A 14,772-nucleotide genomic window follows, 5' to 3' on the forward strand; every position below is an offset into this window, starting at 1 on the left:
GGTCAGCTCTCCTTCCGGCCGGCGGTGGCCATCGCGGAACGGCGGATCTCCTTGAGTCGCTTCATGACCGGGTTCGCACCCCGGCCGAAGTAGTCGTGGAGCGCCAGGTACTCGGCGAACAGTGCGTCGTAGGCCGCTGCTCGTTCCTCGTCGGGCAGGTACGCGGCCCGGGTGACCCGGCCCATGGCCTTGGCCGCGGTCGTGATGCCGGGGTGGGCGCCGGCGGCGACCGCGGCGTGGATCGCCGAGCCGAGCGCGGGCCCCTGCTCGGAACCGAGGACCGACAGCGGCATCCGGGTCACGTCGGCGTAGATCTGCATGAGCAGGCGGTTTTTGGTCAGGCCGCCGGCGACGATGAGCTCTTCGACCGGTACGCCGCTGTCCCGGAACGTCTCTAGGATGACCCGGGTGCCGAATGCGGTGGCCTCGAGCAGCGCGCGGTAGGTGTCCTCCGGGCGGGTCGCCAGCGTCTGCCCGACGACGACCCCGGACAGCTCGTGGTCGACGAGGACCGACCGGTTGCCGCTGTGCCAGTCGAGGGCGATGAGCCCGTGCTCACCTACCGCCTGGCCGGCGGCCCGCTCGGTGAGCAGTTCGTGCACCGAGAAGCCGCGCTCCTGCGCCTCGGCCGCGTACGCCGCGGGCACGCCCGTGCGGGTGAACCAACCGAAGATGTCGCCCACCCCGGACTGGCCGGCCTCGTAGCCCCAGAGCCCGGGGATGATCCCGCCGTCCACGACGCCGCACATGCCCGGCACCTCGCGCAGCACGGTGCTGGACATGACGTGGCAGGTGGAGGTGCCCATGATCGCCACCAGCTGGCCGGGCTCGGTGGCCTGGGCCGCGGGCGCGGTGACGTGGGCGTCGACGTTGCCGACGGCCACCGCGATGCCCTCGGGCAGGCCCGTCCAGGCGGCCGCCTGCGCGGTGAGCCGGCCGGCCGCCTCACCGAGCTGGCCGATCGGGTGCTCAAGCTTGTCGACGACGAAGCGCGCGAAGCCGGGGTTGAGCACGGCGAGGAACTCCGGAGTGGGGTACGTCCCGTCCTGGAGGATGCCCTTGTAGCCGGCGGTGCACGCGTTGCGGACGTACCTGCCGCACAGCTGCCACACGATCCAGTCCGCGGCCTCCACCCAGCGTTCGGTCGCGGCGTACACCTCGGGATCCTCTTCGAGGACCTGCAGCGCCTTGGCGAACTCCCACTCCGAGGAGATCAGCCCGCCGTAGCGCGGCAGCCATGCCTCCCCGCGGCGGCGGGCCAGCTCGTTGATGCGGTCGGCCTGTCCCTGGGCGGCGTGGTGCCGCCACAGCTTGACGTAGGAGTGCGGCCGGTGGGCGTACGCCGGCAGCTCGCACAGCGGCGTGCCGTCGGCCGTGGTCGGCAGCACGGTGCAGGCGGTGAAGTCGGTGGCGATACCGATGACGTCGGCCGGGTCGATCCCCGCCCGCCGTACCGCCGACGGCACCGCCACCCGCAGGACCTCGCGGTAGTCCTGGGGCACCTGCAGTGCCCACTCAGGGGGCAGCGCCGGGCCGGAGGGGAGGGCGTCGGTCAGCACGGCGTGCGGGTACTCGTGCACGGCCGAGCCCAGCTCGGCGCCGTCGGAGACCCGGACCACGAGGGCCCGGCCCGACAGGGTGCCGAAGTCGACGCCCACCACGTACCTGTCGTTGCTCATGTGCTGGTCCTTGTCGGTGGCGCGGTGCTCCCACGCACCACGAGCTTGGGGGTGACCAACGGCGAGGGCTGGAGTTCCCCGCCCTGGATCGCCTGCGTGACGACCTCGATCGCCCGGCGACCGACGGCGTCGAAGTCCTGCTGGATCGTGGTCAGCGGCGGGATGAGGTAGGGCGCCTCGGGGACGTCGTCGAACCCGACGACGGAGATGTCCTCCGGCACCCTCCGGCCGGACTCGTGCAGTGCGCGGAGCACCCCGATCGCCATCTGGTCGTTGGCGGCGAACACCGCGGTCGTCTCGGGCATTGCGCTGATCCGCAGCCCGGCGACGTACCCGCTCTCGGAGCTCCAGTCGCCCCGAACCGGCTCGGCCGGGCGCAGGCCCGCCGCGCTCATCGCCAGGCGCCAGCCCTCGACCCGGGCGCGGGCCTCCGCCCAGTTGAGCGGACCGCTCACGTGCACGATCTCGCGGTGTCCGAGTCCCAGCAGGTGCTCGGTAGCCATTCGGGCGCCGAGCACCTGGTCCACCCCGACGGTGCGGGACGCCTTCGACAGGTCCCCCTCCACCACCACGAACGGGACCTGGGAGCGCTGCGTACGCACCACCTCGAGCGCCTCGTCGTGCCCGGCGATCATGACGATGCCCTCCACGCCGACACGCATGAGGTGCTCGGTGGCGTCGCTGAGCGCCCGCCGGGTCACCTCGGTGAGGTTCACCGAGGTGGCGAAGTAGCCGGCGGCGCGGGCCGCGTCCTCGACGCTCCGGTGGATGCTGGTCGGGCCGAACAGCGTCCGGGCGGTACCGATGATGCCGATGATCCCGGAGCGGCCGCGCACCAGCGCGCGGGCGGCGGTGTTGGGACGGTAGCCGAGCCGGTCGATGGCCTGGAGCACCCGTTCCCGCGTCTCCGGCTTGATGCTGGGCGACCCGTTGATCACCCGGGACACCGTCTGGTGCGACACGCCCGCCAGACGGGCGACGTCGGCCATCACCGGCGCCTTGGCCGCGGCCGCCGTCACGGCCGCCTCCGCATGAAGACCCGCTGCATCACGATGAAGAGGAGCAGCAGGGTTCCGATCGCGATCTTTGTCCACCATGAACTCAGCGTGCCTTGGAACGAGATCAGTGTCTGGATGACACCCAGGACGAGGACGCCGAGCAGCGAGCCGAGGACGTAACCGACGCCGCCGGAGAGCAGCGTGCCCCCGATGACGGCGGAGGCGATGGCGTCCAGTTCCATGCCGACGGCGTGCAGGCCGTAGCCGGAGAGCATGTAGAGGGCGAACAGGAGCCCGGCGATCGCGGAACAAAGGCCGCTGATGACGTAGACGCCGACCTTGACCCTGGCGACCGGCAGGCCCATGAGCATCGCCGAGTTCTCGTTGCCGCCGACCGCGTACGCCGTGCGTCCGAACCGGGTGCGGTGCAGGACCCAGACCGCCACCGCCACGACGGCCAGGGCGATCACCACGCTCCAGGTGATCGAGACGGTGCCGGACAGCGGGATCGCGGCGGTGGCGAAGGTGCGGAAGGTCTGGTCCTTGATCGAGATCGACTCCACGCCGACGACGAAGCACAGTCCCCGGGCGAGGAACATGCCGGCCGGTGTGACGATGAACGGCTGGATCTCGAAGTGGTGGATGACCAGGCCCATGAGCAGGCCGAACGTCGATCCCATGGCCAGCACCAGCAGCACCACGAGCGGCGCCGGAAGCCCGGCCCGCAGACCGGCGGCGGCCACCATCGTGGACAGCGCCACCACCGCGCCCACCGACAGGTCGATGCCCCCCGTGATGATGACGAAGGTCATGCCGACGGCCAGGACGATGAGGAAGGCGTTGTCGATGAACAGGTTGGCCACGACCTGACCGGACAGGAACCCGTCGTAGCGGGCGGTGCCGACCCCGAAGAGGAGCGCGAACAGCACGAACGTGGCGACCACCGGGACGACCCGGCCGGGAATCGACCGCCGGCCCGAAAGCGCCCTGAGCGGGACCCTGCCCTTGACGGGCGTTGCTGAGGTCGTCATGGCTGGGCCACCTTCTCCACCATCATCGGGGTCTGGTTCCGCGGGTTCGGTCGGGCCGCGGGCTCGGCGTCGGGATTCGGGGGCGCGTGCCGTCGCCGGGTGCGGCGCAGCAGGGCGGCCCGCGCCTTGGGTGCACCTCACCCCGGTTGATCTGCAGGTCGAGCGGCGCGGCCGAGCCCTTGCGGCCGATTCCGGTGGCCCGCAGCACGGGAACGGTGGCGGCTTCCTCGCCGGCCTGTTCGGCGAGCCGCTCCACCTCCGCCAAGGCGCCGAACTCCCGTCCGATCATGAGCGAGACCAACTCGAGCCGGCTGAGCTCGGCGGTGTGGTACTCCCCACCAGACGGCCGTTGCGCAACACCGTCATCCGGTCGGAGATCACCACCGCACCCGACCGGGCCGGCGGCCAGCACCACGCCGGCGACGGCCGCGAGGAACTTCTTCGACATCGGACTTCCTCCAACTTTCTGACGCCATGTGTGCCCTCCCGTGCGACCGGTCCCCGGCTTCGCAGCCCATCTGACGCAGAAGTGTGAGCGCTAACATCCGGCCACGTCAACCCCTGATGTTCTTCTTGTCGACGGCAGATGTCGCAGCAGGGAGAAGCGTTGACATGATCGGGATCCGTGCGTATGTTGGCGCTCACACGCGTACGTGTTAACGCTCACTTCACGGTCTCAACCACACCCTTCCCCGCGACCATCCGTCTCTCACCGTGCGACGGTCACTCCCCGTAAGTCCGCGCTCAGTTCGAGTGGGGCCATGGAAAGACGCCACGAGAGGTGAGCCTTGCGGGGATCCAGCGATCGGCCGGCTGCCGGGGCAGCGAAGAGTGAGGGCACCGCCAGCGCCGGCGACGTGGAACGGTGGATCGTCCGGCGGGTCGCCGAACGAGACGCCGTGCAGCATTTCGGCCGTCGGTTTCCTCGTCCCCGCCCGCCGAGTGAAGCGGGCCGCCAGCGAGGTGCCCATGGTGTGGGTCCTTTTCTGTCGGCCTCTTCCCGAACCGTGCTGGTCGGTTACCCTGACACACGGCTCTCCAGTGGTCAGCTCCGGTGGGATGTCGGTCACGTGTAACCAGCCAGAACGCGCGGTCTGGTCCTTCTGCGGGTGCTGTTTGACGGCTGCAGACTGTGCCACAATCCTGGTGGGCTGATTCGACATGGCTTCGACTCCTTCGAATCGGTTGGGTCACGCTCGTAGGCGCGGGCGTGACCCACTTCTCTACGCAGGTGTCTCGCGTTGATCATGGTTGGCTGGAGTTGAACCCCAGCGACTGAGCGCAGACCGCGAATAGCCGGTCAGTTCCGCGATCCGCCGGTATGGCACGCCGGCGGCCACCGCCTGCTGGACTCGTGGCCGCAACTGCTCATCAACCCGGTCCAGATCCCGAAGCAGTCGCAGGCGTTCCGTCCCCAACCCGACAAGCTGGGCCACCGCCGTTGCCCGGTCGTGCTCAGGGAGGTCCGGGGTATCAATTACCTCGTAGCGGTATCGCCCGACCTCAAATGCGCGACCCTCCTCGACCGTGACGTGTCGAGCGTCTCGGGCGAACCGTTCTCCCGGTCTCGCCGCCTTGCCGAAGACGACGATGCGGGCTCCCGGCAGGGGTGGCGGATGACCGGACGGCTGGGGAGCAGCGTGCAACGCGCGTCTTCTGCGGTGGCGCGTACACGCGGGTAGGGGCACGCGATCTGTCGCGGCGCCCCGGTGGGGCCCGAAGTGGTGGCTCGGCCGCGCAGTGCGGCGAGCCCGAAGGCTCGGGTTGTCCGTACCGATGTGGGGGTTGTGTCCTCGGTGGCCCAGCTTCGCGACGAGGGCTATCTGGGTACGGTGGGTAGTAGGGCGGTGACCATGGTGGCACCTCGTGGGCGAGTTGGAACAGGGCCTTGACCTAAGAAGATGTGAGCGTTAACAATGCAGCAACCTGGTTTTGTTATCGCTAACATCTAGCCCCCTCGGGGAGGCCTGTGACTCTGGTAGATGCGGCCGCTGCCATCGGCACTGCCACCCACTCCACCGCGCCGGACAGGTCGAGATGAACCCGAGCGGCCCGGTGGGAATGCCACGTAGACGCGGCAGCCGGCACTCCGTGGCGACGCGCTTCGGGCAGAGGCGGAGCACCCCGGCACGCCGCGGCTGGCCCCGCTCGGCGACGGCATGACCGAGACCGCTGTGTCACCGACTCGCGCGGCGGACTGTGAAAGCCCTCGCCGTGGCACTCCAACCGGCTGTCGGACACGTACATCTCAACCAATGACGAGGAGCAGGAATGGCGCGCATCAGGGTCGACGCGGACCGCGCGATCGGCACCGTGGACCGGAAGATCTTCAGCGGTTTCGTGGAACACCTCGGTCGGTGCATCTACGGCGGGCTGTACGATCCCGGGTCCCCTTTCGACGATGAGACCGGATTCCGCCGCGACGTCGCCGCGGCCCTGAAGGCATTGAACCCGCCGGTGCTCCGGTGGCCGGGCGGAAACTTCGCCTCGAACTACCAGTGGACGGACGGGATCGGCCCGGCTGAGAAACGGCCGAAGCGGCTCGAGTTGGCGTGGTTTCTCACCGAGCCGAATCTTGTCGGTACCGACGAGTTCCTGCGGTGGTGCGAGCGAGAGGGATACGAGCCGTACCTCTGCGTCAACATGGGCTCCGGCACGTTCAGCGAAGCGCAGGCATGGGTCGAGTACTGCAACGGCACCAAGGACACGTACTGGGCCAACAAGCGCCGGGAGAACGGCCGCGAGGAACCCTACGGCGTGAAGTTGTGGGCCCTCGGCAACGAGATGTATGGCGACTACCAGGTCGGCCAGCTCACCGCCGAGGAGTACGTGAGCAGGGCACGCCAGTTCGCCAACGTGATGAAGCGTACGGACCGCTCCATCCGGCTCGTCTCCTGCGGGCAGAACGGATGGAGCGAGTGGGACCGGGTGGTCCTGGAGGGTCTCGCGGACCTCGTCGACTACCACTCGATCCACATCTACACCGGGTCGTCCGACTACTGGGTGAACGTGCTCGCCCCCCACCAGGCGGAGCGGTCGCTGCGCGCCATGCGCGCGCTGATCGACGGCGTCACCTACCGCAAGAAGCTCAGCCACGAGATCAAGGTCGCCTATGACGAGTGGAACGTGTGGTACCGGTACACGGAAGGGGTGTACGAGCCCTCCGACCAGCCACCGCTGGAGGAGCGGTACGACCACTCGGACGCGCTCGCGGTCGCCACGTACCTGAACATCTTCGTCCGGCATTGCCGGACGGTCGGCATGGCCAATCTCGCGCAGATGGTCAACGTCATCGCGCCGATCTTCACCCGTCCCGACGGGATGTTCCTCCAGACGATCTACCACCCGTTCCGGATGCTCTCCGAGCACACCCAGTCGGTCGCGCTGGACACCTTCGTCGACGGACCCACCCACGACCTCGTGGAGAGCCCGGAGAACATGCACTGGCTGTGGCCGCAGCCGGTTGCCGACATGAACCCGTTCCAGGTCCTGGACGTCGCGGCCACCCGGGACCCCGACAAGTCCACGCTCACCCTGTCGGTGGTCAACCGTTCACCGGACGAGGAGATCACCGCGGACGTCGAGTTGCGTGACGTCGTCGTCGCGGGGGCCGGGCAGGTGACGACGCTGCGGCACAGCGACCCACGAGCAACCAACGACTTCGACCGACCGGACGACGTGACCCCCGTGGAATCGGTGGCGCACGTCTCAGGCGGCTCCTTCCGGTACGCCTTCCCGCCGTGCTCGATCACGGTGTTCCGCCTACCGACCGAGCCCGCCTGACCCGGCCTTTCCCAACGACGCGGCATAGAGAGGAACACCATGTCCAAGTTCAAAATCGCCGCGGTCTTCGCGACCGCGGCGCTGGCTCTCGGCGCATGTGGCGGTGGAGGTTCCGGCGACGCCTCCGCCGACGCCGGTTCCGGACCACCGAAGCTGAAGCAGAAAAACTCCTACACCGTCGGCTTCGCGGCGCAGCAGTCCGACCACCCGTGGACCCTCGCGCTGGCCAGGTCCATCCAGGACGAGGCACAGAAGCGCGGCCACAAGATCGTCTTCACCGACGCGCAGGGTCAGACCGCCAAGCAGGTCCAGGACGTGGAGTCGCTGATCGCCCAGGGTGTCGACGCGATCCTGATCACGCCACGCGAGGAGGGACCCCTGGCACGAGCCGTCATCAAGGCGCGCGACGCGGGCATCCCGGTGTTCCTGATCGACCGGAGCGTGGACAGCAGTGTCGCGCAGGCGGGGCGGGACTACGTCACCTTCATCGGTTCGGACTTCGTCGCGGAGGGCCGCAAGGCGGGCGAGTGGCTCGTCAAGGCGGCCGGCGGCAAGGGCAAGATCCTGGAGCTGTCCGGCACCACCGGTTCGAGCGCGGCCAAGGACCGCGCCGAGGGGTTCCGGGAGGCTGTCAAGGGCACCGAACTGGAGATCGTCGCGACCCAGGACGGCGACTTCGTCCGGGACAAGGGCCGCCAGAAGATGGAGGCGATGATCCAGCAGCACCCGGAGGCCACCGTGGTGTTCGCGCACAACGACGAGATGGCCCTTGGGGCGATCACCGCGCTGGAGGCAGCCGGTCGGCGGCCCGGCAAGGACGTCACGGTCGTCTCGATCGACGGGCAGAAGGAAGCACTGCAGGCGATCATCGACGGCAAGCTCGGCGCGACCGTGGAGTGCAACCCCCGCTTCGGTCCCAAGGCGTTCGACGTGCTCGAAGCCTACGGCCGGGGCGAGAAGGTCGAGACCACGATGGTGAACGACGACGCCTTCTTCGACGCGAGCAACGCCGCCACCGCGCTGCCGAACGCCTACTGACCACATTCGCGCCCGGTGACGGGCGGGACCGACCGCGCCCGCCCGTCACCGGCGACGCCACCCCGGGAGAGGCACATGACGACGGACGACATGATCCTTGACATGCAGGACATTCACAAGAGCTTCGCCGGTGTCCCAGCACTGCGGGGGGCACGGCTGCGGGTGGGCCGGGGAGAGGCGCACGCGCTCATCGGCCAGAACGGCGCTGGCAAGTCGACCCTGCTCAAGGTGCTCACGGGCGTCTACAGCCGGGATGGCGGCAGCATTCGCTTCGACGGGGCCGACGTCGGGTTCGGCTCGCCGTACGAGGCGCAGCGGGCCGGGATCAGCCCGATCTACCAGGAGATCAACCTGGTCCCGCAACGGACCGTGGCGGAGAACGTGTTCCTCGGCCGGGAACCGCGCCGACTCGGGATCGTCGACCGCCGCCGGATGGTCAGCGAGACGGAGGAGCTGCTTTCCCGGATCGGCGTGCACGTCAACGCAGCACGCCCGCTGGAGACCTTCAGCACGGCGACCCAGCAGATGGTCGCCATCGCCCGGGCGCTGTCGTTCGACAGCCGGCTCATCATCATGGACGAGCCGACGTCCTCCCTGCACGACCGCGAGGTGCGGAAGCTGTTCGAGGTCATCGGTCAGCTGACGGCGGACGGCGTGGCTGTGGTCTTCGTCAGCCACAAGCTCGACGAACTCTACGCGGTGTGCGACCGTATCACCGTCCTGCGGGACGGCCGGACCGTCGCCGAGTCCCGGCTCGCCGAGATGAGCCGGATCGACCTGGTCGCCGCGATGCTCGGCCGCGATCCGCAGGACGTGCGCGCGGCCGGGCAGACCGCGTTCCACCGGGAACAGCGCGCGGTGGGCGATCCGGTTCTCACCACGAAGGCCCTGTCGAGCTGGCCGGCACTGCGTGGGGCGACGATCGAGGTACGCGCGGGAGAGATCGTGGGGTTGGCGGGGCTCCTCGGCTCCGGGCGCAGCGAACTCGCCGAGTCGATCTTCGGAGCCCGCAAGGTGGACCACGGTCAGGTGACCGCCGGCTCCGCCGCTGCCGCCGCGCCGACCTCACCGGCAGACGCGATCAGGTCCGGGATCGCGCTGACCCCGGAAGACCGGAAGACGGAAGGCATCGTGGCGGGAATGTCGGTGCGGGAGAACATCACCCTCTCTCTCCTGCCCAGGTTGTCGAGGTTCGGGTTCATCAACCGCCGCAGGGAACGGGCGGTCGTCGCGGAGAGCGTCCGCCGGCTCGGCATCAAGACCGCCAGCGTGGACCAGCCGGTGTCCGACCTGTCCGGGGGGAACCAGCAGAAGGTGCTGCTCGCCAGATCACTCGTACTGGATCCGGACCTGCTGATCCTCGACGAACCGACGCGCGGGGTGGATGTCGGCGCGAAGGCCGAGATCCAGCGCCTGGTCTCCGACTCGGTGAACGACGGCCGTGGCGTGCTGCTGATCTCCTCCGAGATGGAGGAGATCCTCGAAGGCAGCGAGCGGGTCTACGTGCTCCGCGACGGCGAGACGGTGGCGCACCACCAGACCGAAGGCCTCACCCAGGACGCGATCATGCGGGCCATGGCGTCCGGCGAGGCGCCTGACGCGCGTCCTTCCGACCCGGGAGACGACCTGTCATGAGCTCAGTCGCCACGGAGGCACGGGCAGTCGACGCCCCACCGGCAGCCGGCCCCCAACGCCGGCACCCGGCGCGGGCGATCGGCCAGAGACACGGGGTCTGGATCGCCCTCGCCCTGCTCGTGCTCGCCAACGTCGTCCTGACCGACGACTTCCTGACCCTGTCCACCCTCCAGGTGAACCTCACGCAGATGGCGACGATCGTCATCGCCGCGATGGGGATGACCATGATCATGGCAACCGGCGGGATCGACCTCTCCGTCGGGTCACTGATGGCCGTCGCCGGTGCCGCGAGCGGGTACCTGTTGCTGTCGGACACCGCGGTGTTCCAGAGCGGCTGGTCGGGCGTCGTCCTGATCGTCGCCGTCGGCATGCTGGCGGCCGCCCTGTTCGGATCGTTCAACGGCTTCCTCGTCGCGCACCTGCGGATCCAGGCCATCGTCGCCACCCTGGTCCTGCTGATAGCCGGCAGGGGAATCGCCCGGGTCATGACGAACGGGCGGTTGTTCACGTTCGAGAACCCCGAGTTGCTCCTGCTGGGTCGGGGACAGGTCGCCGGTCTGCCGATCCAGGCCCTGATCATGGTTATCGTCGTCGTCCTCACCGTCGTGGTGGTGCGGCTCACGACGTTCGGCCGGTACGTGATCGCGACCGGCGGCAACGAACGGTCCGCACACCTCGCCGGCGTGCCCGTGCGGCGCGTGAAGTACCTCGTCTACACCGTCGGCGGGGCGCTGGCCGGGCTGGCCGGGCTGCTGAGTGTGGCCGTGAACGGAACGGTCGACGCCGCCAACCTCGGCCTGGGCATCGAGTTCCCTGTGATCGCGGCGGTCGCAATCGGCGGGACGCGGCTGACCGGCGGCAACGCCCGGGTGCTCGCAACGGTGGGTGGTGCCGCGTTGATGCAGCTGCTGGCCTACACCCTCATCCGGCACGACATCCCGAAGGAAGTAGCGAATCTCGTGCAGGCGGCGGTCATCGTCGCGGCGGTGGCGGTGCAGCGACGGAGGCGGGTCTGACCATGAAGACATCCGAAGTGCCCGGTCGGGATGCGGCCCGGCCCGGCGGGCTGGCCAGGATCACGGGATCCTTTCAGTTCGACGGACCGCGGCACGGGGCGCTCGTCGTCCTCGTCGCCGTCCTGGTGTTCGCGGCCCTCCGGTACGACCGGTTCTACAGCCCCTTCCACGTGAAGGCGTTCCTGTCGTCGACCGACGTCGTCTGCATCGGCCTCATCGCCGTCGGGATGACCTTCGTCATCTCGCTCGGGGAGATCGACCTCTCGGTGGCGGGTACCACGGTCCTGGCCAGCATCGTGGCGGCGATGCTGGCCCCGCACGGGCTGGTGGTCACCCTCGCGGGAGCGGTCGCGGTGGGCCTCGTCGTCGGGGCGGTCAACGGGGCCCTCATCGCCCTACTCGAACTACCGTCGTTCATCGTCACGTTGGCGGCCCTGCTCGCCCTGAAGGGGCTCGCCCTCATCCTGTCCGGGAACGACAAGGTCCCGGTCGACTTCGGCACGCAACTGGTCGCCTTCTACGACGGGTCGCTCGGCGAGGTCGTCCCGTACCCGTTCCTGGTGCTCCTCGCGGTGTTCCTGGTGGCCTGGGTGGCCTACTCCTTCCGCGCCTTCGGTCGTCACATCCTGGCGATCGGGGGGAACCGGTTGGCTGCCGAGTTGATGGGGTTGCGGGTGGCACGCAGCAGGTTCGCGGCCTTTCTGATCACCGGCACGCTCGCCGGGCTGGCCGGTGCGTTCCTGACCGCCAAGACGACATCCGGCAACCCGCTCGAGGCGACCGGCTGGGAACTGAATGTCATCGCGGCGGTGGTGCTCGGCGGGACACTGCTGACCGGCGGTCGGGGATCCGTGCCGGCCAGCCTCGTCGGGGTACTGCTACTGGCGTCGGTCTTCGAGGTTCTCAACTTCGAGAACGGCCAGGGTGCCCTGACGATCGACTCCAACTGGCAGAACGTGGTCAGGGGCCTGTTCCTGCTGCTGATCATGGTCGTGCAGGCGGGTATCACCATGCGCGGTGAGCGTGTGCAACGCCGACGGATCCGCGACCAGATCGCGGCGGCGAGAGCATGACCGTGACCTGAAACGGTGCGAGGACTCGGATGGCGGTACCGGCTGGCAGATGGATGGCCGGCCGCCCGTTGACAGGCGACGTCAGTCGCGTACCGCCCGTTCGGCAGCGGCCGACCAGTCCAGATCCGAGTGCCCGAAGGTCACGTTCGGCCCACCGTCGGGGTTCCGCAGGGGAACAGGTCCGGCAACTGCTGCAGCTTGAGGTGGAACGGCGGGCCTGGCAGGTCCGGCTGCCATCCCCGGTCCAGTGCGGCGCGGATGCTCTGCTCCACCAGCGCCGGCTGGACCGCTTCCGACGGGTCCTCGGTCCGGTCGTCCGGCGCGGGCGAGCGGCTCGCCACGACGAGGATCCGTCCGGGCTCCAGCACCAGTTCCACGGCGAAGGACAGCGGTGACTGGGCCGTGGGCTGGCCCTTCGCCGGCTGCCTGCGGATGTTCCAGCGGTACAAGGCGCCTGCACCCGGCCGCACCGCTTCGAGTACGTCGGGGTCTGGACGGCGCCGTACGGCACGTACGAGGAGGTCGACCGCTCCTCGGACACGGTCCACCGGCACTGCCGGGAGGTGGTCGCCGCGTACACGAAGGGCACCCCGAACGCCGGGCTGGCACGCGGCGCCGGCACGACGTACCGGTTGCCCTCGCCCGAGGCGTGGGCCCGCGGCGACCGCGGAATCCGATGCTTCCACTGGTCCGACGACCGGGTCAGGACGCGGTCGCTGAAGGGCTGAGGCGAGCCCCTGGTGGGTGCCGGCTACAGCGGGCGCGGGTACGGCTGGTCCGCCGGCATCGGGACCTGGAGGAAGGTCGCGCCGCGCAGGTCCAGCCAGGCGCGGTCCGGCGCGCGGACGAGCCGCAGCATCACGTTCGTGCAGGCCGGGCAGCGGGCGACCAGCCCCGGGGCGTGCGGGTAGACCCGCATCCCCGCCATCGGGCCGGTGGTGCCGCAGGACTCGCACCGCCCGGTGGCGGCGCTCAGGTCGACGGCGAACAGCTCCCGCAGGGGGCCGTCCAGCACGTTCCCGTCCAGGTAGGACATGTCGGTCATCGAGTCTCCCTCATCCGGTCGGGCCGAACCGTTCGGTGCGGATGCGCGCGGGCGGGTGGCCGAGGCCGACCAGCAGGTCCGCCACCGTCTCCACGAACCCGGTCGGCCCGCAGACGTAGCAGAGCGGCTGGTCCTCGGGCGGCCAGCCGTTGGCGGTCACGTCGGCCGGGCCGACCCGGTGCGGCTCGCCGCGCCACCCCTGCGGCGCCTCGCGGGTGTACACGTACGCCACGTCCAGGCCCTCGTCGTCGCGGGCGCGGCGGCGCAGCTCCTCGGCGTAGAACACGTCGGCCGGTGTGCGCACCGAGTACAGCAGCCGGAACGGCGCCCGGCTGCCGGCGGAGCGGCGCGCCCGGATCATCGCCATCAGGGGGACCACGCCGGATCCGCCGGCGGCGAGCAGCACGGGGACGTCCTGCCCGGGCCGCCAGACGAACCAGCCGCCGACCGGCCCGCGCACCTCCACCGGGTCGCCGGGGGCGTACACGTCGATCAGGTACGGCGACACCTCGCCGTCGGGCACCCGCTGCACAGTCAGGGCGATCCGGTCGCCGTCGGCGGGCCCGGCGAGGGAGTACGACCGGGCGGCCTGGTAGCCGTCTTCGGCGGTGAGCCGGACGTCCAGGTGCTGGCCGGGCAGGTGCCCCGGCCAGCCCGGCGCGTCCAGGACCAGCGTCTGCGCGGTGGGGGTCTCCACCCGACGCTCGACGAGCCGGGCCACCCGCCAGGTCAACGGGGCGCTCACCCGACCGTCCCACGCCGCACGGCCGCCCCGCGCCGCACGGCCGCCCCGCGCCCCGCGGCCGCCCCACGCCCCGCGGCCGCCCCACGCCCCGCGCGGCGCCGGCCGCCGGTCAGTCGCCCGCGTACCGCTGCTCGCGCCACGGGTCACCGTAGTCGTGGTAGCCGGCCGTCTCCCAGAAGCCGGGCTCGTCCATGGTCTTCAGCCGGATGCCGCGCACCCACTTCGCGGACTTCCAGAAGTACAGGTGGGGCACCAGCAGCCGGGCCGGCCCCCCGTGCTCCGGCGGCAGGTCCCGGCCGGAGTACCGGTGGGCCACCCACGCCCGCCCGCCGCGCAGGTCGGCCAGCGGCAGGTTGGTGGTGTACCCGCCGTACGAGTGCGCGAGGGCGTAGGTCGCCTCGGTGTCGACGCCGTCGAGCAGCACGTCCAGCGAGACGCCCTGCCAGTTCGTCCGCCGCTTCGACCAGCGGGTGACGCAGTGGATGTCGACCGTGGGGGTGTCCTGGGGCAGGGCGGTGAACTCCGCCCAGGACCAGCGGTGCTCGTCGCCGGCCTCGGTGGTGATGACGAACTCCCAGGTGTCCAGCGGCACCTTCGGCGTCGGGCCGGCCGAGAGCACCGGGAAGTCCTCGGTCAGGTACTGGCCCGGCGGCAGGGCCGGCTCCGCCGAACGGGGCCGGCCCTGGAAGCCTGGCGTGACGATTCCCACCCGTCAGTCGTACCACCCCG

At 70.0% G+C, this 14,772-nt stretch carries 14 protein-coding genes; 6 read left to right on the top strand and 8 right to left on the bottom strand.

Translation table 11 applies throughout. The annotated features are described in order from the left end of the window. Positions 1 to 2 precede the first annotated feature (2 nt). The 4 genes from araB to ACGFIZ_RS26340 are packed head-to-tail and all read right to left on the bottom strand — an operon-like array spanning position 3 to position 4,156. On the bottom strand, positions 3 to 1,679 hold the full coding sequence (gene araB / locus ACGFIZ_RS26325; RefSeq protein WP_393423458.1) for a ribulokinase: 1,677 nt from the start codon (positions 1,677 to 1,679) through the stop codon (positions 3 to 5). After that, a complete protein-coding gene (locus ACGFIZ_RS26330; RefSeq protein ID WP_393423460.1) occupies positions 1,676 to 2,698 on the bottom strand; it encodes a LacI family DNA-binding transcriptional regulator in 1,023 nt (340 codons plus the stop codon). The genes araB and ACGFIZ_RS26330 overlap by 4 nt, the downstream gene beginning before the upstream one ends. Beyond that, positions 2,695 to 3,708 (bottom strand): galactofuranose ABC transporter, permease protein YjfF, encoded by a 1,014-nt coding sequence (gene yjfF, locus ACGFIZ_RS26335; RefSeq protein WP_393423462.1) that lies wholly within the window; start codon positions 3,706 to 3,708, stop codon positions 2,695 to 2,697. Before yjfF ends, ACGFIZ_RS26330 begins: the two co-directional genes overlap by 4 nt. A 22-nt stretch (positions 3,709 to 3,730) precedes the next feature. Further along, entirely contained in the window at positions 3,731 to 4,156 is a 426-nt protein-coding gene (locus ACGFIZ_RS26340) for a hypothetical protein (RefSeq protein WP_393423464.1), read from the bottom strand. A gap of 1,823 nt (positions 4,157 to 5,979) precedes the next feature. On the opposite strand from ACGFIZ_RS26340, the gene ACGFIZ_RS26345 reads away from it, so the two are divergent. The 5 genes from ACGFIZ_RS26345 to ACGFIZ_RS26365 all read left to right on the top strand — a co-directional run bounded on the left by ACGFIZ_RS26345 (position 5,980) and on the right by ACGFIZ_RS26365 (position 12,253). Beyond that, entirely contained in the window at positions 5,980 to 7,491 is a 1,512-nt protein-coding gene (locus tag ACGFIZ_RS26345; RefSeq protein ID WP_393423465.1) for an alpha-N-arabinofuranosidase, read from the top strand. Positions 7,492 to 7,530: 39 nt separating this feature from the next. Further along, the gene (locus ACGFIZ_RS26350; protein WP_393423467.1) at positions 7,531 to 8,529 is read left to right on the top strand and encodes an ABC transporter substrate-binding protein; all 999 of its coding nucleotides are present in this window, start codon (positions 7,531 to 7,533) and stop codon (positions 8,527 to 8,529) included. A gap of 75 nt (positions 8,530 to 8,604) precedes the next feature. Continuing rightward, positions 8,605 to 10,164 carry a sugar ABC transporter ATP-binding protein gene (locus ACGFIZ_RS26355; protein ID WP_347671880.1) on the top strand — a complete coding sequence of 520 codons (1,560 nt, stop codon included), beginning with the start codon at positions 8,605 to 8,607 and terminating at the stop codon, positions 10,162 to 10,164. Then, a complete protein-coding gene (locus ACGFIZ_RS26360; protein ID WP_347671881.1) occupies positions 10,161 to 11,180 on the top strand; it encodes an ABC transporter permease in 1,020 nt (339 codons plus the stop codon). Before ACGFIZ_RS26355 ends, ACGFIZ_RS26360 begins: the two co-directional genes overlap by 4 nt. A gap of 2 nt (positions 11,181 to 11,182) precedes the next feature. Next, on the top strand, positions 11,183 to 12,253 hold the full coding sequence (locus ACGFIZ_RS26365) for an ABC transporter permease (protein WP_347671882.1): 1,071 nt from the start codon (positions 11,183 to 11,185) through the stop codon (positions 12,251 to 12,253). Between the two features lie 140 nt (positions 12,254 to 12,393). Here ACGFIZ_RS26365 and ACGFIZ_RS26370 read toward each other — a convergent pair whose 3' ends face one another. Further along, complete coding sequence (locus ACGFIZ_RS26370) at positions 12,394 to 12,702, bottom strand: hypothetical protein (RefSeq protein WP_393423470.1); 309 nt, start codon at positions 12,700 to 12,702, stop codon at positions 12,394 to 12,396. Here ACGFIZ_RS26370 and ACGFIZ_RS26375 point away from each other — a divergent pair. Then, positions 12,676 to 12,981, top strand: a complete 306-nt coding sequence (locus tag ACGFIZ_RS26375; protein ID WP_393423510.1) for a septum formation family protein — start codon at positions 12,676 to 12,678, stop codon at positions 12,979 to 12,981. The genes ACGFIZ_RS26370 and ACGFIZ_RS26375 overlap by 27 nt on opposite strands. Before the next feature lie 23 nt (positions 12,982 to 13,004). On the opposite strand, the gene ACGFIZ_RS26380 is transcribed toward ACGFIZ_RS26375, so the two are convergent. From ACGFIZ_RS26380 to ACGFIZ_RS26390, 3 genes are all read right to left on the bottom strand, one after another. Then, positions 13,005 to 13,298 (bottom strand): DUF6510 family protein, encoded by a 294-nt coding sequence (locus ACGFIZ_RS26380; protein ID WP_393423472.1) that lies wholly within the window; start codon positions 13,296 to 13,298, stop codon positions 13,005 to 13,007. 10 nt (positions 13,299 to 13,308) lie between these two features. Next, positions 13,309 to 14,043 carry a ferredoxin reductase gene (locus ACGFIZ_RS26385; protein WP_393423474.1) on the bottom strand — a complete coding sequence of 245 codons (735 nt, stop codon included), beginning with the start codon at positions 14,041 to 14,043 and terminating at the stop codon, positions 13,309 to 13,311. 109 nt (positions 14,044 to 14,152) lie between these two features. Continuing rightward, positions 14,153 to 14,752, bottom strand: a complete 600-nt coding sequence (locus ACGFIZ_RS26390) for a sulfite oxidase-like oxidoreductase (protein ID WP_393423476.1) — start codon at positions 14,750 to 14,752, stop codon at positions 14,153 to 14,155. Positions 14,753 to 14,772 lie beyond the last annotated feature (20 nt).

This window comes from Micromonospora sp. NPDC048830, assembly GCF_043198215.1.
Lineage (GTDB): Bacteria > Actinomycetota > Actinomycetes > Mycobacteriales > Micromonosporaceae > Micromonospora.